Origin of the sequence: Candidatus Accumulibacter sp. ACC005, assembly GCF_907163215.1 — a bacterium.
Classification (GTDB): Bacteria; Pseudomonadota; Gammaproteobacteria; order Burkholderiales; family Rhodocyclaceae; genus Accumulibacter; species Accumulibacter regalis.
Genome location: NZ_CAJQUB010000010.1, coordinates 15060 through 37574, shown reverse-complemented (window position 1 = coordinate 37574; position 22515 = coordinate 15060). Strand labels below are relative to the sequence as shown.

The window sequence follows — 22515 nt, the reverse complement described above, 5'->3', positions numbered from 1 at the left end:
GGGGCGATAGCGAGGTAGCGAAATGGCACGATACGGACAAGCGATGAAGGATCGAGTGGTGGCGAGGTTGCTGCCGCCGGAGAGTCTGGCGATAGAGGCCTTGTCGCAAGAGGTAGGCATCTCGGTGACGACGCTGGAACGCTGGCGGAGCGAGGCGCTGACCAGGCCCGCTCGCGAGCGGGCCTGGTCAGCGGCCGCCCGGCTGGAGGCGGTAGTGGCCACGGCGGCGCTGGATAAGGTGGGACAGAACGCCTGGTGCCGGGAGCACGGACTGTATCCCAGCGAACTTGAACGCTGGCGGCAAGGCGCCACCGAAGCACTCGCCGAGCCGGGCGAAGCACGGGCCAGCCACGGCGAAACTCGAGCCGACAGGAAGCGCATCAAGGAACTGGAACGAGAGCTGTTGCGCAAGGACAAGGCCCTGGCCGAAACCGCCGCGCTATTGGTGCTCTCAAAAAAGCTCTCGGCGATCTTCCCGGGGGGCGCGGACGAATGATCCGCCTGGAAGATCGCCGAACCCTCGTGGCCCACATCGACAGCGCACGCCAGGCCGGCGCTCGGCTCGCCAAGGCGTGCGAGATTGTCGGCATTGATGCGCGCACTTGCCAGCGCTGGAAGGCGGGCGCCGGCCTGCAAGACGGTGATGGTCGGCCACTGGCGGAGCGCCCCATCCCGGCGCACGCACTGACCGATACCGAGCGTGCTGAGATCGTCAGCGTCGCCAATGAGCCCCGCTTCGCGGCATTGCCACCTGCCCGCATCGTCCCCGCCTTGGCCGACGAAGGGCGTTATATCGCCAGCGAATCAAGCTTCTACCGGGTCTTGCGTGAACACGATCAAGTGCACCACCGCGGTCGCGCTCAGGCGCCAACGGCCAGCCCCAAGCCGCCCACGACGCAGATCGCTACCGGCCCGCGTCAGGTCTGGTGCTGGGACATGACTTATTTGCCCACCCAGGTCATCGGGCAGTGGTTCTATCTCTACCTGATCCTGGACTTGTATAGCCGCAAGATCGTCGGCTTCACGGTCGAGACCAAGGACGATTCTGACCATGCCGCACACTTGGTCAAACGCACGGCCTTGGCCGAGGGTATTCACTCCCTGGCGTCCAAACCGGTTCTGCACGGTGACAACGGCTCAACCCTGAAGGCCACCACGGTCCTGGCGATGCTGCATTGGCTGGGGATCAAACCGTCCTACTCGCGACCGCGCGTGTCCGACGACAACGCTTATGCCGAAGCGCTCTTTCGCACGGCGAAGTACCGGCCGGAATTCCCGGCACGGGGTTTCGCGAGCATCGAGCAAGCACGCGTCTGGGGTCGCGACTTCGTGCGCTGGTACAACACGGAGCACCGCCATAGCGGCATTCGCTACGTCACCCCAGAGCAACGTCATGCCGGCGACGATGAGGGCCTCTTGGCGGCCCGTCATTTGCTCTACCAAGCAGCGCGTGCGAAGCACCCGGCGCGTTGGAGTCGACACACCCGGAATTGGTCACCCATCGCTGCCGTGACGCTCAACCCGGAACGGGATGGCGTCGTGGCCGCGGTCACCACTACTAGCAAGAGTATGCCATTGGCAGCATGAACTCAGGCGACAACTGTCTTGACATCTACCGCGGTGCACGTGGTCACCGCCAATGATTACCTGGTCGCCCGTGACGCAGACCTGCTGCGACCGGTCTACGCCGCGCTCGGTCTGGCGGTCGGCGCGGTGATCCAGGGACAGCAGGCCGGCGAACGCCGCGCGGCCTACGCCTGCGACATCACCTGCTGTACGGCTCGGGAACTCGTATTCGACTACCTCCGTGACGGGCTTGGCCGGACACGCGACCCGCTGCGTCGGCGGGTCGACCAGCTGAGCGGCGAAGGAAGCTCGCCACCGCTGCTGCGCGGCCTGTGCATGGCCATCGTCGATGAGGCCGACAGCATCCTGATCGACGAGGCGCGGGTGCCGTTCATTCTCGCGCAAGCGGTCGGCAACGAACAGGAGACCGACTACCTCAAGCAGTCGCTAGAGATCGCGCGCCAGCTCGGCAGCGCCGTCGACAGCCCGCACTTCCGACTGGACCCGGCAGCGCGCACTGCGCGGCTCACGCTGTCGGGGCAAGAGCGGGTCGATGCGCTGGTACGGCCGCTGGCGTCGGTCTGGCGCAACCGCCTGCATCGCGAAGAGAGCATTCGCAGCGCGCTGGCAGCGCTGCATATCTACCGTCGCGACCGCCATTACCTGGTCCGTGACGGCAAGGTGCTGATCATCGACGACACCACCGGGCGAGTCGCGGCTGGCCGCGCCTGGTCGCGCGGCTTGCATCAGCTGATCGAACTCAAGGAACAATGCCTGCCCACCGCTGCTCAGGTCACCGCCGCGCAAATCACCTATCAGCGCTTCTTCCCGCGTTATCTGCGCCTTGCCGGCTTGAGCGGCACGCTCAGCGAATCCGCCGGCGAACTGCGCGCGCACTACGACCTGGCGGTGTCGTGCGTGCCTTTGCGCCGCCCGAATCGGCGCACGGTTCTCCCCAGCCGGCTGTTTGCGAATCGCCAGCTGCTGCAGGAAGCCATTGCCTGCCGCGTCGTCGAGTTCCAGCACAGCGGCCGGCCGGTGTTGATCGGCACCGACTCGGTCGCCGATTCCGAGGCGCTGTCGCAGCTGCTGGAGCAGCGCGGCGTCGCACACGCCCTTCTCAACGCGCGCAACGACCTCGCCGAAGCCAAAATCGTCGCCCGCGCGGGCGAGCGCGGAGCGATCACCGTGGCCACCAACATGGCCGGTCGCGGGGTCGATATCACCCTCGGCAAAGGGGTCAGCGAGCTCGGCGGCCTGCACGTCATCTGTTGTCAGTTCAACGCCGCCCGGCGCATCGATCGCCAGCTGGCGGGGCGCTGCGCGCGCCAGGGCGATCCGGGAAGTGTCGAAACCTGGTTGACGGCCGATGCGTCGCTGTTCGTGACCGCACTGGGAGGCGGCACGCGTCGCCTGCTTGCCGCCCATGCCGCAGCGCTGCCAAGCCGGGTGGTGCACGCGCTCGCCGCGCTGGTGCAGCGGCGTATCGAGCGTCGCCACGTGCTCGAACGCAAGCGCCTGCTGCAACACGACCAGAGCATGGACCGCCGCCTGTCGTTCGGCGGCCCGCTCGAATGAAATCCGTCAAGGGAGAAGAAGTCATGAGCAGAACACGCAACTGGGGGATGTTGTTCCTGGTCGGCGTCAGCGGATCGCTGGCCGCCGCGCAGCCCATGGGTTGCCTGATCGAGCCCGAGCGGGTGGCCGAGGTCGGCTCGCCGGTGATCGGCGTGATCGAGGAGATTCGCGTCGAACGCGGTGACCGGGTGCGCCAGGGGCAGGTCCTGGCCCTGTTGCGCGGCGACGTCGAGCGCGCCGCCGTCGGTGTCGCCAGCAGCCGCGCCCAGGCCGCCGCCGACGAGCGGGCGGCGCGCGCCAACGTCGGCTTCGCGCGCCAGAAGCTGGCGCGCAGCGAGGATCTGTTGAGCAGGAAGTTCATTTCCCAGCAGGCGCTCGATCAGGTACGCACCGAATACGAGGTGGCCGAGCAGAAGCTGGTGCAGGCGGGGGAGCAGAAGCGCGTGGCGCAGCGCGAGCTCGGCCTGGCCACGGCGCAACTCGCGCAACGCAGCATCCGCAGCCCCTTTGACGGCGTCGTCGCCGAGCGCTACCTGTCGGTCGGCGAGCGGGTCGAGGAGAAACCGCTCTTTCGGGTGGCCAAGGTCGATCCGCTGAAAGTGCAGGTGGTCGTGCCGGCGGCGCTGTACGGCAAGATCAAGCCGGGCACTTTGGCCAGCGTACAGCCGCAGCTGCCCGAGGTCGCCGCGCTGAGCGCCGAGGTTATCTTGGTTGACCAGCTGATCGACGCGCCGAGCAATACCTTTCGTGTCCAGCTGGTCTTGCCCAACCCGGAGCTGAGCTTGCCCGCCGGGTTGCGCTGCCTCGCCGACTTCGCTTTGGCCCTGCCGTCGTCGGGCGGCACACAAGCCGCCGCCCCGGCCGCCCGGATCTCCCCGCCAGCGCCGCCGAAGTCGATCCGGCCGGCGAACCTGCCGCTGGAAGCGAACCACGCCGGCGTCGCGCCAGCCAGGCCGTCGCGCGCGTACTGACCGCCAAGCAGAGCGCCCACTCGCATGTTCCTGCGTCGCCGCCCGCCCGCACGCCAGCGCCCGCTCCTCGAGGAGCTGGAGCCGCGCATCCTGTATTCCGCAGACGTCGCTGCCGGGCTGCTCGATGCGCATCATCGGGACGGTGAGGCCGAGGTGCGCCAACTCGAAGCGTCCGCTGTGGCAGCAGCCTCCGGCGCCATTCAGGCGGATGCTTCGGCGCTGCCCCGTGCGCCGCAGGCGGCCGGGGAGTCAGAGCTAGGCGCACGCGAAATTACCTTCGTCGATATGTCGGTGGCGAACGCCGAGTCGCTGCTAGCCGGCCTGTCGGCCGAGCGAGACGCCGGCCGGGTGATCGAAATCGTGCGTATCGAAGCAGGTGCTGACGGCATCGCGGTGATCAGCGACACGCTCGCTCAGCGCGAGGCCGTAACGGCCGTTCACCTGTTGTCACACGGCAGCGACGGGCAGCTCCGACTGGGAAGCACGACCCTCGACGCGCAGACGCTGCTGGCGCGTGCCGATCAGGTGGCCGGCTGGGGCGCCGCGCTGACCGACGACGCCGATCTGCTGCTCTACGGCTGCGACTTCGCGCAAAGCGCCGTCGGGCAAGACCTGGTGCAGGAGTTGGCGGCGCTGACCGGCGCCGACGTGGCGGCCAGTACCGATCTGACCGGCGCCGCCGTGCTCGGCGGCAACTGGACGCTGGAGTACCAGACCGGGTCGATAGAAGCCCGCGTGGCCCTGCCGTCCTGGGCGCAAAACCATTGGGCCGGGCTGCTCGCCACCTACAACGCCGACCCGACCAAGGCCGACGGCGCCGTCGGCTCCTTGCGCTGGGCGATCACCCAGGCCAACGCCAACCCCGGTGCAGACACCGTGCAGTTGCTGCCCGGCACCTACACGCTGAACCTTCCGGGTACCGGCGAGGATCTCAATGCCAGCGGTGACCTCGACCTGCGCGGCAACGTGACGATCACCGGCGCGGGCAGCGGATCGACGGTCATCGACGGCAACGCGCTCGATCGCGTGTTCGATATCCAGGCCGGCGTCACGGCAACGTTGAGCGACGTCACGATTCGCGGCGGCTCGCTCACCAGCAGTGTCGGCGCCGGTGTGCGGGTGCAGGCTGGCGCAACGCTGAACCTGTTCCGCGTCGTGGTCACCGAAAACACGACCACCAAGGACGCCGCGGGGCTGTACAACAGCGGGACGCTCAACGCCACGGACACCACGATCAGCAACAACGCGGCGTCGTTGTGGGGTGGGGGCCTGTACAACGACGGCGGCGTCGTGGTGCTCGATCGGGTCACGATCAGCAGCAACAGCACGAGCAAGGACGGCGGGGGCATCTACAACGACGGCGGCAGCGTTTCGCTGACCAACGTCACGGTGAGCGGCAACGCGGCCACCCTAAAAGGCGGCGGTATCTACACGAATACCGTGATCACGGTCACCAACTCAACGATCGCCAACAACAGCTCGGCGGGCGGCGCCGGGGGGATCCACAAGCAGGGCTCGGGCGGCGCCACGCTGAAAAATAGCATCCTGGCCAACAACGTCGGTGGCAACTCGAACGGCAGTCTGACCTCGCTCGGCTACAACATCGACACCGCCAACACCGCCGGGCTCGCCGGTACGGGTGATAAGATCAACACCGATCCGCTGTTGGGCCCGCTGCAGTACAACGGCGGGACGGTGAAGACCCACGCCCTGCTCACCGGCAGCCCGGCGATCAATGCCGGCAACGCCACGGCGGCGCCGTCGACCGATCCGCGCGGTGCAGTCCGTCTTGGCCAGACCGACATCGGCGCCTACGAATACACGCTCATCGCGTACGAGCCGTTCGCCTACGCGCCGGGCAGTTTCAACGGCGCCAACGGCGGCAGCGGCTGGGCGGCGGGCTGGAGCAGCGTCGGAAGCAAGACCACCATCGCCGCGACCGGGCTCCAGGACCCGGTCGTCGCCATGCCGGTCAGCGGCGGAAGCGCCGAGTTATCGCTGTCGGCCTTCCAGTTCTTCGTCACGCAGACGCGCGACCTGGCCAGCAATATCGCCAGCAACGGGACGACCGCCTGGTTGAGTTTCCTGGTCAGGCCGGGGGCGACAAATCCCACCGACTACATCGGGCTGGAATTCGGCAGCGGGGTGGGCACGCCCGCCTTTGCCGGCTACAAAGGCAGCCAGTTCATCCTCGAGAAGGCCGGCGGCACCGGTACTGTGACGGTCGCCGGAATCACGCCGCAGGCCGGACAGACCTATCTGCTGACGGTAAGAATCGACTTCGCCGCTGGCGCCGACAGCATGACGCTGTACGTCAATCCGACTCCGGGAAGCAATGCCGCGGCGTCGGTGTACAGCGTCACCAAGAGCGACTTCGACCTCGGCACCTTCACGCGCATTGGCCTTGCCGGCGGTACCATCCTCGGCGGCAACAACGCCGCACTCGACGAAGTGCGCATCGCCGGCAGCTACCTCGACGTGGCGCCGACGAGTCCGTCATCGGTCGTCAACCATGCCCCGGCCGGCACCGACAGGACGGTCACCACGCTCGAGGATACGGCCTACACCTTCAGCGCCGCCGACTTCGGTTTCAGCGATAGCAACGACAGCCCGGCCCATAACTTCACCGCGCTGCGCATCGGCAGCCTGCCCGTCGCCGGCACGCTGAGCAACGATGTCGGGGCGGTGGGCATCGGGCAGAGCATTGCCGTCGCCGACCTGATCGCCGGCAAGCTGAAGTTCACCCCGGCGGCCGACGCCAACGGGACAGGCTACGCCTCGTTCACCTTCCAGGTGCAGGACGACGGCGGCACGGCCAATGGCGGCGTCGACCTCGACCCGACGCCGAACACGCTGACCGTCAATGTCAGCGCGGTGAACGACGCCCCTGTGCTCACCGGTTCGAACGACCTCAACGCGATCGGCGAAGACCCGGCGAGCAACGACGGCACGCTGGTGTCGGCGCTGATCGCCGGCCGGGTCAGCGATGTGGACAGCGGCGCGTTCTCCGGCATCGCCGTCATCGCGGTCGACGACAGCCACGGGCGCTGGCAGTACACGACCAACGGCGGCGGGTCGTGGAACGACTTTGGCACGCCGAGCGCGCCGAGTGTTGGCGCCGCGCGCTTGCTGGCGGCGAATGCCAGCACCTCGGTGCGCTTCGTTCCCGACGCCAACTGGAACGGAAGCGTGGCCGGCGGCCTCACCTTCCGCGCCTGGGACCAGAGCAGCGGCACGGCCGGGGCCACCGCCGACACGAGCAGCAACGGCGGCAGCAGCGCCTTCTCGACGACGACCGCCAGCGCCGGCATCAGCGTCACCTCGGTCAACGACGCGCCGGCCGGGACCGACAGGACCGTCACCACGCTCGAGGACACCGCCTACACCTTCAGCGTCGCCGACTTCGGTTTCAGCGACGCCAACGACAGCCCGGCCAACGTCCTCGCCGCGCTGCGCATCAGCAGCCTGCCCGTCGCCGGCACCTTGAGCAACGACGGCGTGGCGGTGAGTTCCGGGCAGACGATCGTCGTCGCCGACATCAGCAACGGCAAGCTGAAGTTCACCCCGGCGGCCAACGCCAACGGCAGTGGCTACGCCTCGTTCAGCTTCCAGGTGCGCGACTCCGGCGGCACCGACAATGGCGGTGTCGACCTCGACCCGACGCCGCGGACGCTGACCATCGACGTCACGGTAGTCAATGACCCCCCGGCCGGCACCGACAGGACGGTCACCACGCTCGAGGATACGGCCTACACCTTCAGCGCCGCCGACTTCGGTTTCAGCGATAGCAACGACAGCCCGGCCCATAACTTCACCGCGCTGCGCATCGGCAGCCTGCCCGTCGCCGGCACGCTGAGCAACGATGTCGGGGCGGTGGGCATCGGGCAGAGCATTGCCGTCGCCGACCTGATCGCCGGCAAGCTGAAGTTCACCCCGGCGGCCGACGCCAACGGGACAGGCTACGCCTCGTTCACCTTCCAGGTACAGGACGACGGCGGCACGGCCAATGGCGGCGTCGACCTCGACCCGACGCCAAACACGCTGACCGTCAATGTCAGCGCGGTGAACGACGCCCCTGTGCTTACCGGTTCGAACGACCTCAACGCGATCGGCGAAGACCCGGCGAGCAACGACGGCACGCTGGTGTCGGCGCTGATCGCCGGCCGGGTCAGCGATGTGGACAGCGGCGCGTTCTCCGGCATCGCCGTCATCGCGGTCGACGACAGCCACGGGCGCTGGCAGTACACGACCAACGGCGGCGGGTCGTGGATCGACTTTGGCACGCCGAGCGCGCCGAGTGTTGGCGCCGCGCGCTTGCTGGCGGCGAATGCCAGCACCTCGGTGCGCTTCGTTCCCGACGCCAACTGGAACGGAAGCGTGGCCGGCGGCCTCACCTTCCGCGCCTGGGACCAGAGCAGCGGCACGGCCGGGGCCACCGCCGACACGAGCAGCAACGGCGGCAGCAGCGCCTTCTCGACGACGACCGCCAGCGCCGGCATCAGCGTCACCTCGGTCAACGACGCGCCGGCCGGGACCGACAGGACCGTCACCACGCTCGAGGACACCGCCTACACCTTCAGCGTCGCCGACTTCGGTTTCAGCGACGCCAACGACAGCCCGGCCAATAACTTCAACGCGGTGCGCATCAGCAGCCTGCCCGTCGCCGGCACGCTCACCAATAACGGCGCGGCGGTGAGCTCCGGGCAGAGCATTGCCGTCGCCGACCTGATCGCCGGCAAGCTCAAGTTCACCCCGGCGGCCGACGCCAACGGAACAGGCTACGCCTCGTTCACCTTCCAGGTGCAGGACGACGGTGGCACGGCCAATGGCGGCGTCGACCTCGACCCGACGCCGAACACGCTGACCATCGACGTCACGGCGGTCAATGACCCCCCGGCCGGGATACCGGGCATCACCGGCACGCCGACCGAAGACCAGACGCTGACCGTCGACGTTTCCGCGATCAGCGACGCCGACGGCCTCGGCAGCTTCAGCTATCGCTGGCTGCGCGACGGCGTTGAGATCACCGGTGCCAGTGCTTCGAGCTACACCCTGGGCGACGCCGACGTGGGCACCCGGATCAGCGTGCAGGTCAGTTACCTCGATGCCCAGGGTACGCCGGAAGGTCCGCTGAGCAGCGCTCAGACCGCGGCGGTGGCCAACATCAACGATGTGGCGCTGATTTCCGGCGTCACCAGCGGTACGGTGAGCGAGGACGGCGTCCTCGTCACTGGCGGCCGGCTGTCGATCAGCGACGCCGATGTCGGCGAGGCGGCCTTTGTGGCCGCCAGCGGGGGTTCGGCGAATGGCCACGGTGTCTTCTCGCTAAGTGCGGCTGGCGACTGGACCTATACGCTGGACAACGAACAGGCGGCAGTGCAGGCGCTGGCCGGCGGGCAGCTCCTGGCCGACAGCTTCGTCGTCAGCAGTATCGACGGCACCAGCCTGTCGATCAGCATCGTGATCGTCGGCAGCAACGACGTACCGACCGCGTTCGCGGTGAACGCCAACGGCAGCGAAGACCAGCCGCTGGTGATTGCGCTCAGCGCTGCCGATGTCGATGGGCTTATCGCCAGCTTCCGCCTGCTGTCGCTGCCGGTGCCTGGCGGCAACCTGTATCTGGACGCCGCGGCCAGCGTGCCTGCCCTGACTGGCGTGCCCTACCTCGCCACCGCTAACGCGCTGACCCTGCATTTTCGGCCGGCGGCCGACTGGAATGGCGTTACCGCGTTCGCCTATCAGGCCATCGACGCGCAGAATGCGGTCAGCGCGCCGGTGACGGTTCGTCTCGCGCTTGCGCCGGTTGCCGACTCGCCGCGGGTGATCGGCTTGACCAGGTCGCATACTTACCTGCCGAACAACGCGCTCGATCTGGGCGGCATGGTGGTCAGCGACGTGGATAGCAGCCGCGTGTCGGTGACGCTCACCCTGTCTGACCCGGCGGCCGGGAGCTTGAGCAGCAGCGAATCCGGAAGCCTGCGCGCGAGCTACGACGCGGCGACCGGTACCTGGTACGCCAGCGGGCCGATCGCCGACGTCAATGGCCTCCTGGCAGGCGTCCGCCTTGTTCCGAATGCGAGTTACAGCGGCGACCTGACGCTTGCCGCCACCGTCGACGACGGTGAAGCACCGCCGGTTAGCGGGACGCAGACGATCAGCGCCCGGCGCACGCCGATCAGCAGCAGCATCGCCGGCGCCGGCGAGGGGAGTACGGCCGGAGTCCGCGGCGACTATCAGGTGCCGGCGTCGGCCGTCGCTGCGCCGTCCGCCCAGGCGGCCGGGCCCGAAGCGTCGGCGGGCAGCGTTGACGGCGGCGCTGCGCCTGCCAGCACGCTTACCCTCGACCAGATCCTGACGGTTGGCTATTCCCTGCCGACGGGTCTGGCGAGCAACCGTTCGTCCGGGCCGGCAACGGACGCCTCGGCAACTGCCGTCGTCGTCGACAGTACGCGCCACTCGGCGCTCGCGGCCAACTATCGGATGGCCGTCGTACCCGACTGGATGAGTGCAGAATTTCCTCAGTTCGTCGATTTCAGTGCCCATCCCGCCAGCTCGTCACTCGGCCTGTCCGGGCTCGCCCAGGCGGGTTCAGGCGCTGCCGGCAAGGCCGAAGCCTTCGCTCGCGACCTCGACGACTTGCGCGAGAGCGTCAAAGAAGGGGTGTCCTTCGAGAAATATGCGCTGAACTCGGCAGTGGCGGTCAGTTCCGGGCTGTCGGTCGGCTACGTGGCCTGGCTGATTCGCGGCGGCGTGCTGGTCACTGCCATGCTCTCGTCGATGCCCGCGTGGCGTGTACTCGACCCCTTCCCGGTGCTTGCCCGGCAGCAGGGTGGGGTGGGTGGCGACGGCTATGACGACGATGAAGACGACGATTCGCTTGAATCGCTGGTTGGCGATGGCGATGGCGATGGCGAGGGTGGCGAAGGTTCGTTTGCGGTTGCCGATCCCGTCGCGCCCGACGAATCCGCGCCATCCGGCAACGCTGCCAGCCCGCTGGCACCTGGGAGCTAAGATGCGCTTTCTGAATACCAAGACCCACGTCTCTTTCGGACTCGCGGCGCTGGTCGCCAGTATCCTGCTCGTCGCCGCGGTACTGGGACTTATCCCGGATCGGGTCGGTGCCCTGCGTGATGGCCGCGTCGCCCTGGCCGAGAGCATTGCCGCCAGCACCATGACCTTGATCGCCATTGACCAGCCGGATCAGATCGAGAGCATGCTTGGGCTGATGGTCACGCGCAACCCGGAGATGTTGTCGGGAGGCCTGCGGCGCGACGATGGGACGCTGGTGATGAGCGTCGGAGATCATGCCCGATCGTGGACCCTGCCGGACAGCGAGCTCTCGACCGACAGCCAGCTCAAGGTTCCGATCCGGGCCGACAGCAAGCGTTGGGGGCAACTTGAGCTGAGCTATCGCCCGCTCGCTGCGCCGGGCCTGCGCGGGGTGATCGAGAGCCCCTTGTTGCTGCTCATCGGCTTCCTCGCGATTTCGGGCTTTACCGCCTTCTACCTGTATCTGTCGAAGGTCCTGCGCTATCTGGACCCGTCGCGTGCCGTGCCGGCGCGCGTTCGCGAGGCGCTCGATACCCTCGCCGAGGGACTGCTGGTGATCGATCGCAAGCAGCAGATCGTCCTTGCCAACCACGCCTTCTCGACCATGCTCGGTAAATCGCCGGAAGCGCTGGTCGGGCGCCAGGCGTCAAGCCTGCCCTGGCTCGGTGCCGGAGGTGCCGTCTTGGCCGAGGCTAGCCTGCCGTGGGTGACCTCGTTGCGCGACGCGTCCGTGCAGCGCAACGTCCTGCTGCGCATCAGCGATGCCTCGGCGAAAGTCCGCACCTTCATGGCCAATTGTTCGCCGGTGCTCGGCAGCAACGGCAAACCCGGCGGCGTGCTGGTCAGTCTCGACGACGTCACCCAGTTGCAGCAGAATGAAATCGAGCTGCGCCAGGCGCAGGCGCAGGCGGAGGCGGCCAACCGCGCGAAGAGCGACTTCCTGGCCAACATGAGTCACGAAATCCGCACGCCGATGAACGCCATCCTCGGCTTTACCGACCTGCTCAAGCGCGGCTACGTCAAGAACGCCGAGGAAGAGCGCAGCCACCTGAATACCATACACAGCAGCGGCCAGTTCCTGCTCGGGCTGATCAACGACATCCTCGACCTGTCGAAGATCGAGGCCGGTCGCGTCGACGTCGAACGCATCGCCTGCGCGCCGTACGCCATCTGTGAGGAAGTCGTGCATGTGCTGGCGGTCAAGGCAAGGGAGAAGAATCTGTCGCTGACCGTCGCGGCGGGCGGGCCGATTCCGGCACGCATTCACAGCGATCCGGCACGCTTGCGGCAGATCGTCACCAACCTGGTCGGCAACGCGATCAAGTTCACCGAACGCGGTGGCGTGCGCGTGTTGATCAGGCTTGATCAACAGGGACCAGCGCCGCAGCTGGTCATCGAGGTGATCGACAGCGGCATCGGTATTGCGCCCGCGCAGGTCGACCGGCTTTTCGAAGCCTTCATTCAGGCCGACGAAACGATCAACCGGCGCTTCGGCGGCACGGGTCTCGGGCTGGCCATCAGCCGCCGCTTCGCGCGTGCGCTCGGCGGCGACATTGTCGTCCGTAGTGCGCCGGGAGAGGGCAGCATTTTCGCCGTCACTCTGGAAACCGGTTCTCTGGCCGGGGTAGCGCTGCTGTCGCCCGCCGAGATACCACGGCTCGAGCCACTCGCCGCCAGTACGGTTGACGTGCGCTGGGCTTTCCCGGCGGCCAATGTGCTGGTGGTTGACGATGGGCCGGAGAACCGCGAACTCGTCAGGCTGGTGCTGCAGGAGCATGGACTGCTCATCGCCGAGGCGGAGAATGGCGCCATGGCCGTCGACAAGGCGCTCGCGCAGCGCTTCGACGTCATCCTGATGGACATGCAGATGCCGGTGATGGACGGTTTCGAAGCAACCCGAAAACTGCGCGCTGCCGGTTTGCTGGTGCCGATCGTTGCGCTGACCGCCAACGCCATGAAGGGTTTCGAGCGCGAGGTTCTGGCTGCCGGTTGTTCGGCTTACCTGACGAAACCCATCGATATCGATCGGCTGGTTGAAACGACGGCCGGCGTCCTCGGCGTTCAGCCACTGGCAGCTTCGGCAAGCCGTGTGCCGGAGGCCACCGCCGGGCACGACGACGAAGGCCTTCCCGTGGTTTCGCGTTACGCGACGCATGCGCGTTTTCGCTCGACGGTCATCAAGTTCAGCCAGCGCATCGGCGAGCAAATGGCGATCATGGAGCAGGCCTGGGGCGAGCGTGACGGCGCTGAACTGGCGCGTTTCGCGCACTGGCTGAAAGGCGCGGGCGGTACGGTCGGTTACGATGTGTTCACCGAACCGGCGACGCTGCTTGAGCAGCATGCCAAGAGTGGCGATTTCGAGCGGGCCGTCCCGGTTGTCGAGCACCTGCGCGCTCTCGTACGGCGCATGGAGATACCCGACGAACGTTCGCCCGAGGCGGTGCTGCGATGAGTGCAGGGGCGGGAGATGACGATCGAGCAACCGGCGCTGCGCGCGGGCGCGAAGTTCCTGCTCCTCTCTCTGGCCGCAACGCGTACAGGGTTAATGGTATGCTGGTCGCTGTCGCCGAAGCGCGTCAAGTGTCGCCATCGCCGCGGTGGGCGCGCCTACATCTGAACCAGGATGGTCGTAAATGAACAAGCTTCCGAAGGACTTGGCACAGCAGGTGGATTGGGAAGCTGCCGCCAGCGAGAGCGTGGTACTGAGTGGTCTGCCAGATGCGGAGCTGGCGCTGCCTGATGCCAATGACGGTGGCGCGTCGAGCAAGGCAGCCAAGATCATGCTCGTTGACGACGAGGACATCAGCATCGAGATGCTGCAGGCTTTTCTCGAGGATGTCGGCTACCAGAATTTCGTCTCGACCACCCAATCTCCAGAAGCTTTCGACCTGCTGCATAACGAGCGGCCCGATGTGTTGCTGCTCGACCTCCACATGCCGGAGGTAAATGGCTTCGAAATCCTTTCGCGGATGCAGGCCGACCCCACCCTCAAGCGTATTCCGGTGATCATGCTCACCGCAGCGGCCGATGCTGCGACCAAACTCGAGGCCTTGAAGCTGGGCGCAACCGACTTTCTTGCCAAGCCGGTCGACCCGAGCGAACTGGTGTTGCGCTTGCGCAATACGCTGGCCGCCAAGGCCTACCAGGATCAACTCGCGTACTACGACGTGCTGACCGGCCTGTCGAATCGCGAGCGCTTCCTCGATCGCCTGGATTGGACGATCCGATTTTCGCGGCGCTATGGTACTGCGGGTGCCGTGTTGCAGATCGGCCTGGACCGTTTCAAGCACATCAACGAAGCGCTTGGGCCGGGGGTCGGCGACCGGGTCTTGCGCGCGATCGCACAGCGCCTCGATGAATCGCTGCGCGACAGCGACATCGTTGCGCGCACGACGGCTGAAGGCCTGCAACCCTTGCTTTCGCGGATGGGGGGCGACGAATTCACGGTGTTGCTTCCCGGCGTCGTGAAAAGCGACGTCGCGGGCGCCGTCGCGCAGCGAATTCTCGACGTCGTCGCGATACCCTTGTCGATCGGTCGGCAGGAGCTTTTTGTCACCTGCTGCATCGGCGTCGCTCTTTTTCCGGCGGACGGCACCGCGCGCGATACCGTGTTGAAGGCTGCGGGGGTCGCCATGCGGCACGCGAAAGTGGATCGCCGCGGCAGCTATCGCTTCTTCTCGCGCCAGTTGAACGCCCGCTCGCGCGAGCGGCTGAGTCTCGAGACCGATCTGCGCCGGGCCATCGAGCGCGATGAGCTGGCGCTTTTCTACCAGCCCAAGGTGGACCTGAAGACCAATCAAATGGTCGGCGCCGAAGCCTTGCTGCGCTGGCGCCACCCGCAGCACGGTATCGTCGGTCCGGCCAGCTTCATTCCGCTGGCCGAGGACACCGGGCTGATCATGCCGCTTGGCACATGGGTGCTGAATACCGCTTGCCGGCAGCTGCAGATCTGGCAGGCCGCCGGACGCAAACTGCCGCGGGTTTCGATCAACGTTTCCAGCCATCAGTTCCGGCAGCGCGGCTTGGTGCAGGGAATACGCGACGCGCTAGCGGGCGCTCAGCTGGACGCCCGCCATCTCTGCGTGGAGATCACCGAGAGCGCGATCATGGACAACGCGCAGGAGAACATCAGCACACTCGACGAGATCAAGAGTGGCGGTGTAGCGCTGTCCGTTGATGACTTCGGCACCGGCTATTCGTCGTTGAGCTACCTCAAGCGCTTCCCGATCGACGAGATGAAGATCGATCGTTCCCTGATCGCCAACGTCGATGGCGACAAGGACAACGCGGCGATTGTCACCGCGATCATCGCCATGGCCCACAGTCTACACTTGCGTGTGGTTGCCGAAGGCGTCGAAAGAACCCCGGAGCTTGCGTTCCTGCGCCATCTCGGTTGCGACGAGTGTCAGGGCTACCTCTACAGCCGGCCACTATCCGCCAGGGACTTCGCTGCGCTGCTGCTCGTCGATCAGCTACCGCTCCTGGAGCCTGCTTCCGCAGCTGGCGCCTGAGGTCCTGGCCCGCCGCCGGGGCCGCGGCCAGGGTTTTCCCGAGCGAGCCCGATTCGGCAACATTCGCCAGCCAGACCGAAGTCACCACGCAACGAACTCCACTCTAAAGAAGCGGGTACTTTGTGCCGCTATAGACTGATGGCTCCCCGGCCTGATGGTCTTCAGCGCCGCGGATTCGCGGGCGAAGGCCCTTTCTTGCGATCCATGGTGTAGTGGCAGATGCCACCAGAATGAGCGAAACCACAACCCAATCCAACCCGGCGCAACGCTGGCTGCACGGCTACTGCGAGAGTGACCCGCGCGTCCAATCGGCGCTCGTTCTGCTGGCTACCGGTGGGGCGCAGCAGGAAGCTGCGTGTTGGCCGGTCGGCGATGCAGCCAGTGTTTCGTTGCTGGCGGCGGCGCGGGTGGTTACCCGACGCGCTCAAGCGCTCGTACTTACGCCACCGGTCGGCGGCGGCGCCGGTGGCGAACCCGGGCGCATCGTTGCCCTGCCGCTGGTGCACGCTCAGAGCGCACTCGGCGTCCTTGCTGTCGCCGTCCAGCCCGGGCCGGCAGAAACCGATCAGGTACTGCTCGGCGAAGTCGAAAAGGCGGCCGTGGCCTTGCTTGTGGCCTTGCAGGAGGCCGCTGGCGTGGCCACTCCGAGCGCCGGAAACCGCTTGCTGCAACTGCAGCTGCCGCTGCTCGGAAGGCAGTCTCTCGATCAGGCCGCCAGCGCGCTGTGCAGCGAGCTTGCCAGCAGCCTCGGCTTCGACCGCGTCAGCCTCGGATTGATCCAGCGCACTGGTCTGAAGCTCACTGCCCTGTCGCATGGCGCCGAGTTCGGTCGCCGCCAGGGTCTCAGCCAGGCGCTGGCCGCTGCCATGCAGGAAGGCATCGACCAGGGCGTAGCGATCGCCTACCCGCTCGCCGCCGAGGTCCCGCCACGCCTCGTCCGGGCGCACGCCACGCTCGCCGCTCAAGGCCCGGGCAGCGTGCTCAGCGTGCCGCTGATCGGTGCCGGCGAAGCCATCGGTAGCCTGTGTTTCGAGCGTGAGCGCCCGGTCGCCGTCGACGAGCTGGGTGTCATCGAAGATCTCGCCAGCCGGCTGGCCCCGCTGCTTGCCCTCAAGCAACGCGCCGAGCACCCCTGGTCGGCGCGCGCCGCCGACCACCTGCACGCCTGGTGGGGCGGGCGAAGCCAGCGCAGTCGGCGTCTGGCGTGGTTCGCCGCACTTGCCGCCGCCGTCCTTCTCGCGCTGATGCCCTACGACTACCGCATTGGCGCGCCGGCACGTCTCGAAGGCGAAGTCGAGCGCGTCGTCGTCGCCCCCACTGACGGCTACCTGCACGCCGCCCACGTGCGCCCGGGCGACACGGTCAAGGCCGGACAGCTGCTCGTCGAACTCGCGCAGCAAGACCTCCAGCTGGAGAACCGCAAGTGGGAGGCCGAGCTCAATCAGCACCAGAACAGCGCCGCCGGCGCCCTGGCCCGTGGCGATCGCACCCAGTATGCGCTGGCGCAAGCGCGCGCCAGCGAAACCGCCGCCCAACTCGAACTGGCACGCGAGCAGCTCGCGCGTACCCAGCTTGCCGCACCGATCGACGGCCTGGTCGTCAAGGGTGACCTTTCGCAATCGCTCGGCGCGCCGGTGCAGCGCGGCGAGGTGCTGTTGACGCTCGCTCCGCGCGCGGCTTTCCGGCTGGTCATCGACGTGGACGAGCGCGATATCGGAGCGGTCGCCCTCGCTCAGCGCGGCCAGCTAGCGCTCTCGGCGCTGCCGGGCGAGCGCCTTGAGTTCATCGTCAGCCGCATCACGCCGGTGGCGCAGACCCGCGAAGGGCGCAACGTCTTCGAAGTCGAAGCGTCCTTCGACAAGCCGCCCGCCGGACTGCACCCGGGTTTGCAGGGGGTCGCCAAGATCGACTCCGGAACGCGGCGCCTGGGCTGGATCGCGACGCATCGGCTGAGCGAGTGGCTGGGATTGACGTTTTGGGGGTGGACCGGCCTCGGCCGGTGATCGCGTGGTGATGGAACAGGAGATGAAAACAATGAAGATCGAGGTTGGCGTTGTTCTACCCCGTGTGCTCGGCGGCCTGGCGATCTCGCTTGCCGTCGCCGCCGTCGGTAGCGGTGCGGCGCTCGCGGCCCAGCCGCTGGGGTGCCTGATCGAGCCCGAGCAGGTCGCCGAGGTGGGCTCGCCGGTGATCGGGGTGATCGAGGCGATCCAGGTCGAACGCGGCGACCGGGTGAGCAAGGGGCAGGTGCTGGCCTTGCTGCGCGGAGAGGTCGAGCGCGCCGCCGTCGGCGTTGCCAGCAGTCGCGCCAGGGCCGAGGCCGACGAGCAGGCGGCACGTTCCAACGTCGCCTTCGCGCGCCAGAAACTGGAGCGTACCCAAGGCCTGCTCGAGAAGAAATTCATTTCGGAGCAGGCGCTCGATCAAGTCCGCACCGAATACGAGGTGGCCGAGCAGCGGCTGGTGCAGGCCCGCGAACAGAAACGGGTGGCGCAACGCGAGCGTGGCCTGGCCGAGGCCCAACTCGCGCAGCGCAGCATCCGTAGCCCCTTCGACGGCGTCGTCGCCGAGCGCTATCTCTCGGTCGGCGAGCGGGTCGAAGAAAAGCCGCTGTTCCGGGTGGCCAAGGTCGATCCGCTGCGCGTGCAGGTGGTGGTGCCGGCAGCGCTCTACGGCAAGATCGACACCGGCGCTTTCGCCAGCGTGCAGCCGCAGCTGCCCGAGACCGCTGCCGTGCAGGCGCAGGTCGCGCTCGTCGACCAGTTGATCGATGCGCCGGGCATGGTGTCTTCTCCGTTTCTCGGCGAGCGCCTGGTTCGGCATGGGGCAGGTCAATGGCGCTCGATATTCGACATTAACGGCCGGCGCACGGGAAAACTTGATAGTCCCGACCCTCCTCCGGCGAACACGGGAGGGCCTCGCATGTCGCGGCCGATCGGTGCGGCCTGGCCTGAGCGTATAATTTCGCGCGGTGAAGAAGAATCTCGAACCTCGTTCCAGGACCGCCACCTTCCTTGCGCGGGCACATGATAGTTCGCCTTGCGGCGAAGACTGCCCCCGGCTGCGTCGCACGCGCCCCATCATCCCGCCAGGCCACACACACACCCCACCCACACCCTCTCGCAGCTCTGATCGGCGACCTTGTGTCTAGCAATAGCGCACACATCACAGTACAGACGACCTTGCTAGCGCACACCTATTCCGGGTGCCGCACCAGCAGAGCACGCTGGACCACCTGGTCTGGTGGCCCTGGGTTCGTCAGATGGCCCACACGCTACGGTGGCCGTTGTGATCGCCGATTTTGCCGCGTCGCGGATTCTTTGATTTTGTTGCTGCGTCCTTTCTATCTCAGGTTCTGCTGACGCGGTGGCGAGGTTGTCTTGTCACGCCTTGTCTGACACGGCGCTCGAGCCGAAGCCGCACACGACAGCTGAAGAATCACACGCGGACAGAACGATACTTGTGCGCTTCTGAGCACAGCGCAGGCACGAGATTAAACGGGGGTTGACGATCCGTATGGCACTGCCTTTTTGCCGCAGTTATAGTAGTGACACACACGTGCCCCCCCAATGCCGCACACATAGAACGCCTACAAGCCTCGGTTAGATTTATATATTTAAATGGCGGTGTTTTCTATTTTTTTTGTGTGCGTTAGTTTTTTAACTAAGAGGGTATTAGCGTAGTTTTACATCGTAGTGTGGTGCAGACATTGGTAGACGTGGACGGAGCACGAGCTTGCACGACGATGACGAAGGAAACACCATCTGATAGGAGCGACAGCAGCTGACGACTTTTGAGAGAGTGTGAAGTTCGGGTTCTTTAGACGCATGAGCCCATTTGTCGACTCTTGACGGCCACTATGGGGAAGAAGGTTACAGGGTGGAATCAAAGATAATCTTAGACTACTGACAGTCGACAGCGCGGACACAGGCAGCGAATCGGCTCGTAATAGCAGCTATTCACCGAGAGGGGAATGACTCCACACAGTGAGCCAACTCGCGAACTAACTTGCCGGGTACTGAGCAGTCGCACGCATGGCGACGAGCCCGGACTGAGGATTCGACAGCTAGTGTGGCGCAGCGGGGTACCGAGTGTGACCGCACGACGCGGCGGAAGGACCTCAGCGAGTCAGCACGGGCGACGATGAGTGCAGGCTTGCAGCCGCGGAACAGATTCCATGGGCGAAGAGAGAACCTCACGATAGACTTCAAGGCATGGCGCCAACCTCTGAGTGGTCCGTCGTGGACACACGAATATCGCGAGGGATCACGGTGACGCAATGAGTGTGTGACGGGACCCGCCGCTTAGCGGGGTTGGGGCGCGCGTGTGAACGAACGCGGTGAACCCGGCCCTGCTGTGGGGGTCTCGAGCAGTTGATCTCGAGCGACAGTGACCGACGCAGAACGGCCCGTTGTGCTTGTAATTTTGGCACGATATATCTTAATAGTAATGAGGACACAGCGTATGCACGTCCGGCACCGGAGCAGGCACGCAGACAATCGACGAAGACAGATCAGGGGACGAAGCACACTAAGCTGGCCAGGTCGTTACCGCAGTATCCGCCAGCGTGCGCTGGCAGCGGCACAAGACGGCCGCGTAGCGACTAGCATATGCACCATCAGACCGACCGTGTGGTCAGAAACCGATTCTCGTACGATGGCGCCTGTGAGTCACGCGACACTACTACGAAGAGACGACCAACGATGTCGTCCTTATTGCCACGGTTATGTACATTCTATGAAGCGGTTTTGACGGACCCTACGAGCATGCGCCGTCGTTGGTGGAAAAGCAGCACACCGTTCAGGCAGGGGTATACACAATATAACAGAAGATACACTGTCTTGCACACCCTCGGTGGTACGGCACGAGCAGCACAGCTTTCACCTGAAGGGGATACTGGTCGACGACGATTACGCGCTGCTCACCGGGAGCAACATCAATCCGCGGGCGTGGCGTCTTGACCTCGAGAACGCACTGCTGATTCACGACCCGCAGCACGGCCTGCGCGAGCAGCACCGGATTGAGCTCGAGCGTGTGCTGGCGCACGCGCAGCGGCTGCAGCACCATCACGCACTCGACGCTGTCGACAGCTACCCGGCGCCGGTCCAGCGCCTGCTCAAGCGCCTGGCGCGTACGCGTGCCGATCACCTGGTCAATCAACTGCTCTGATCGAGCGCCCGTCCTGCCTGCTTCGAGGCCAAAAAAAGCAGGGCCGCAGCCCTGCTTTTCGTACCACTCTGGGGATCGCTTACTGCTTGACCGACTTCACGTCGCCATCGACACCGAAGCCCATGGTGTAGCCCATCGACACGTGATGGAAACGACCGGTGGCATGGTCGGCGTGGACGGCGACTCCGAAAGGTACGGCCTTGCCTTCGGCGAGAGCCCCCGACAGCTTGCGGGTGAACGTCACCGTGTAGGTGTCGCCCGACTTGCCGCCGGTAACCTGTACGTTGGCGGTGCCGCCTTCCATGTTGCGCTTGTCGGTCACCGAGCCATCGACGGCTTTGGCGCCCGCGGCACTTTTCCACTGCATCAGCTCGTAGGCACCGCTCTTGGTGTACTTGGTTTTCTTGTCGTCGGCACCCGGCATCGTCCGTGCGTCGCCGTGGCAGGTGGCCCAGCAGCCGACCTGGTCGCCCTTGGGAACCTCGGCGTTGGCGAACATCATCGCCACCTTGACTTCATTCTCCTTGTCGACCGGGTCGAACGCGCCGGCCGGGGCCTTGAAGCTGACGCGGATATAGGCGTTCTCCTTGTCGTACGCAGACTGGATGGTGACCGGGAAGCTCATCGTTTTCGGTGCACCCTTGGGTTCGAGCTCCTTGCTTGCCAGGCGCTTCATGTCGAAGTTGAGGCCGCCCTTTTCCTCATGGCAGCCGACGCAGCTTTCGCCCTTGTTGATGCCGGTGCGACCGCTGTGGTCCGACTTCTTCATCACCCATTCGACCGGCGTCACGCCGGCGTGGAATACCTGAACGGTACGGCTGGGAACCTTGCTCCAGTCAGGCGCGGCGGCTTGTGCCAGCTGTGATCCGACGGCCAGCAAAGCACCGAAAAGGGCCAGGGAAACGGTCGTTTTTTTCATTTCACACTCCATTCAGGATTGATACGGTTGGCGGCGGGCAAAGGCGGGCAAGTGTCCGTCGCCCGCCCAGTCCGCAGTTTATGTCGGATGTCTGTCGACTCTGTTGCGAGGACTAGAAAGAGTTCCCCCCGTCGTCATCCTCGTCTTTCTCTTCCGGCATGTTCTTCGGCTTGTGGTGTGCGATGCCCTTGTGGCAATCGATGCAGGTCTTGTTCTCTTCCTGACCGATCGTGTGCATCTTGGAAGCACGTTTCTTCTGTTTTTCGATGTCCATGGCCGTAAACGAGTGGCAGTTGCGGCACTCGCGTGAGTCGCTGGCCTTCATGCGTTCCCATTCATGGGTCGCCAATTCCAGGCGTTTGGCCTCGAATTTCTCCTTGGTGTCGATGGTTCCCATGACTTTGCCGTAGAGCTCCTGGCTCGCCTGGATCTTGCGCATCATCTTGTGCGTCCAGTCCTTGGGCACGTGGCAGTCGGAACAGTAGGCGCGCACACCGGTCCGGTTGCTGTAGTGAATGGTCGTCTTGTACTCCTGGTAGACGTTGTCCTTCATCTCGTGACAGCCGATGCAGAACTCGAGAGTGTTGGTCGCTTCCATGGCGGTGTTGAAACCCCCCCAGAAGAAAACGCCGGAGGCGAAGCCGACCGATAGCAGCGTCAGTAGCGAGTACTTGACGCTAGCAGCCTGTCGGACTTTCCCGGCGCCAGATCCGAACATGCTATAATCATACTTCTTCGAGCAACCGAGTCA

At 65.7% G+C, this 22515-nt stretch carries 11 protein-coding genes; 9 read left to right on the top strand and 2 right to left on the bottom strand.

Annotation, left to right across the window (positions count from 1 at the left end):
- Positions 1-22: 22 nt before the first annotated feature.
- The 9 genes from QZ613_RS11815 (at position 23) to QZ613_RS11775 (ending at position 20845) form a co-directional block, all read left to right on the top strand.
- A protein-coding gene (locus QZ613_RS11815) for an IS3 family transposase (protein WP_291982415.1) occupies positions 23-1587 on the top strand; the annotation gives its coding sequence in 2 pieces (ribosomal slippage) (positions 23-464 and positions 464-1587; 1566 coding nt in all).
- An 18-nt stretch (positions 1588-1605) separates the two neighbouring features.
- Complete coding sequence (locus QZ613_RS11810; protein WP_291982634.1) at positions 1606-3144, top strand: hypothetical protein; 1539 nt, start codon at positions 1606-1608, stop codon at positions 3142-3144.
- Between the two features lie 23 nt (positions 3145-3167).
- Positions 3168-4115 (top strand): efflux RND transporter periplasmic adaptor subunit, encoded by a 948-nt coding sequence (locus QZ613_RS11805; RefSeq protein ID WP_291864343.1) that lies wholly within the window; start codon positions 3168-3170, stop codon positions 4113-4115.
- A 24-nt stretch (positions 4116-4139) separates the two neighbouring features.
- Complete coding sequence (locus tag QZ613_RS11800; RefSeq protein WP_291982632.1) at positions 4140-11126, top strand: DUF4347 domain-containing protein; 6987 nt, start codon at positions 4140-4142, stop codon at positions 11124-11126.
- A 1-nt stretch (position 11127) separates the two neighbouring features.
- Positions 11128-13617 carry an ATP-binding protein gene (locus tag QZ613_RS11795; protein WP_291982630.1) on the top strand — a complete coding sequence of 830 codons (2490 nt, stop codon included), beginning with the start codon at positions 11128-11130 and terminating at the stop codon, positions 13615-13617.
- 181 nt (positions 13618-13798) lie between these two features.
- Positions 13799-15676 carry an EAL domain-containing protein gene (locus QZ613_RS11790; RefSeq protein ID WP_291982628.1) on the top strand — a complete coding sequence of 626 codons (1878 nt, stop codon included), beginning with the start codon at positions 13799-13801 and terminating at the stop codon, positions 15674-15676.
- A gap of 230 nt (positions 15677-15906) precedes the next feature.
- On the top strand, positions 15907-17679 hold the full coding sequence (locus tag QZ613_RS11785; RefSeq protein WP_291982626.1) for an HlyD family efflux transporter periplasmic adaptor subunit: 1773 nt from the start codon (positions 15907-15909) through the stop codon (positions 17677-17679).
- A 31-nt stretch (positions 17680-17710) separates the two neighbouring features.
- Positions 17711-18706: an efflux RND transporter periplasmic adaptor subunit gene (locus QZ613_RS11780; protein ID WP_291982624.1), complete on the top strand. Its 996-nt coding sequence runs from the start codon at positions 17711-17713 to the stop codon at positions 18704-18706.
- Positions 18707-20530: 1824 nt separating this feature from the next.
- On the top strand, positions 20531-20845 hold the full coding sequence (locus QZ613_RS11775; protein ID WP_291982622.1) for a phospholipase D-like domain-containing protein: 315 nt from the start codon (positions 20531-20533) through the stop codon (positions 20843-20845).
- A 79-nt stretch (positions 20846-20924) separates the two neighbouring features.
- On the opposite strand, the gene QZ613_RS11770 is transcribed toward QZ613_RS11775, so the two are convergent.
- Together QZ613_RS11770 and QZ613_RS11765 are read right to left on the bottom strand one after the other, a co-directional pair.
- Positions 20925-21764 (bottom strand): ethylbenzene dehydrogenase-related protein, encoded by an 840-nt coding sequence (locus QZ613_RS11770; protein WP_043568290.1) that lies wholly within the window; start codon positions 21762-21764, stop codon positions 20925-20927.
- 112 nt (positions 21765-21876) lie between these two features.
- A complete protein-coding gene (locus QZ613_RS11765) occupies positions 21877-22482 on the bottom strand; it encodes a NapC/NirT family cytochrome c (protein ID WP_291982620.1) in 606 nt (201 codons plus the stop codon).
- Positions 22483-22515: the final 33 nt, after the last annotated feature.

Bases quoted from the DNA above. Each gene is read 5' to 3' on its own strand.
- QZ613_RS11805 (WP_291864343.1), top strand. From the start codon at position 3,168: ATGAGCAGAACACGCAACTGGGGGATGTTGTTCCTGGTCGGCGTCAGC.
- QZ613_RS11800 (WP_291982632.1), top strand. From the start codon at position 4,140: ATGTTCCTGCGTCGCCGCCCGCCCGCACGCCAGCGCCCGCTCCTCGAG.
- QZ613_RS11795 (WP_291982630.1), top strand. From the start codon at position 11,128: ATGCGCTTTCTGAATACCAAGACCCACGTCTCTTTCGGACTCGCGGCG.
- QZ613_RS11790 (WP_291982628.1), top strand. From the start codon at position 13,799: ATGAACAAGCTTCCGAAGGACTTGGCACAGCAGGTGGATTGGGAAGCT.
- QZ613_RS11785 (WP_291982626.1), top strand. From the start codon at position 15,907: ATGAGCGAAACCACAACCCAATCCAACCCGGCGCAACGCTGGCTGCAC.
- QZ613_RS11780 (WP_291982624.1), top strand. From the start codon at position 17,711: ATGAAGATCGAGGTTGGCGTTGTTCTACCCCGTGTGCTCGGCGGCCTG.
- QZ613_RS11770 (WP_043568290.1), bottom strand. From the start codon at position 21,764: ATGAAAAAAACGACCGTTTCCCTGGCCCTTTTCGGTGCTTTGCTGGCC.
- QZ613_RS11765 (WP_291982620.1), bottom strand. From the start codon at position 22,482: ATGTTCGGATCTGGCGCCGGGAAAGTCCGACAGGCTGCTAGCGTCAAG.